Origin of the sequence: Streptomyces sp. CBMA291 (assembly GCF_014596525.1) — a bacterium.
GTDB lineage: Bacteria > Actinomycetota > Actinomycetes > Streptomycetales > Streptomycetaceae > Streptomyces.
Map to the genome: position 1 here is coordinate 1 of NZ_MSJP01000086.1, position 1,048 is coordinate 1,048.

General features: G+C 76.6%; 1 protein-coding gene and 1 pseudogene. One reads left to right on the forward strand and one right to left on the reverse strand.

The genetic code is table 11. From position 1 onward, the window contains the following. Positions 1-692, forward strand: a pseudogene (locus BU197_RS21080) (serine/threonine protein kinase); the annotation flags it as partial. Here BU197_RS21080 and BU197_RS21085 read toward each other — a convergent pair. Beyond that, positions 674-1,048: response regulator transcription factor (locus tag BU197_RS21085; protein WP_188269861.1), on the reverse strand; the 375-nt coding region annotated here is incomplete at its 5' end. The pseudogene BU197_RS21080 and the gene BU197_RS21085 overlap by 19 nt on opposite strands.

Below are 1,048 nucleotides of genomic sequence, written 5' to 3' on the forward strand. Positions count from 1 at the left end.
CGGGCGCGCGGCGGGGGCGTGGGCGGACCGGGCGGTTCCTCGGCTCCGTCGCCGTCGTGGTGCTCGCCGTCGGCATCCCCGTGGGAGCGGTGGCCTGGGATTGGCGGCCGGCCGACTCCGGCGACGGGCCCGGCGGCGCCGCGCCCTCCGGGCAGGACAGGACGGAGCTGCGGACCCCCGCGGCGACGACACCCCCGGCGAAGGCTCCCGCGGAGCAGACGACGGCGCCCGAAGCGAAGCGGCTCGATCTGCTGACGCCCGCCGGGGTCCGCACCGCCATCGCCGCCGTGAAGGAGGCCTCGGGCGGGACCAAGGTCACCGGCTTCGTCGTGTACCCGGAGTACGCCGTCGCCGAGGCGCTGGTCAAGGGCAGCACCAAGCGGTTCGACCGGTACCTCTACCGGGGCGGGGAAGCGGTCGTCCGCCAGGGCTCGGGCACCGCCTTCCCCGGCTCGGTCCCCGCCGACCTCTCCTCCGTCGACTGGGACGTCCTGCCCGCGCTCCTGAAGCGCGCCGAGCGGGAACTGGGCGTGGCCGAGCCGACGAGCCGTTACGTCGTCCTCGTCCCCGCCTCGACAATCGCCGGAAACGGCCTCGGCATCATCGTGTACCTGTCCGACTCGTACGGCTCCGCCTCCCTGCACGCCGACGCCAGGGGCCGGGTGACCGCCAGCTACCCCCGCAAGGACTGACCTCCTTCGGCGGCGCCGTCCCGCGCGACGAGCGACGCGAGGGCCGCCCGGGTCTCCACGCCCGTCTTCCGGTAGACCCGGGCGACATGGCTCTCGACCGTACGGGGGCTCAGACAGAGCCGCTCGGCCACGGCCTGGTTGGTCAGGCCCTCGGCCACCAGGACGGAGATCTCCCGTTCGCGCGGGGTGAGCCCGGCGAGGCGGCCACCGGTGGCCGGGTCCGGCGCGTCGGGGCGGGTCCGGTCGGCCAGGTCCACGAGCAGCCGGGCACCGCCCTCGACGGCGAGCCGACGGCCCCTGCGCCACTGGGCCTCGGCACGCGGTCCGTCCCCCGCGGCCCGGGTCCCGGGCGCGGC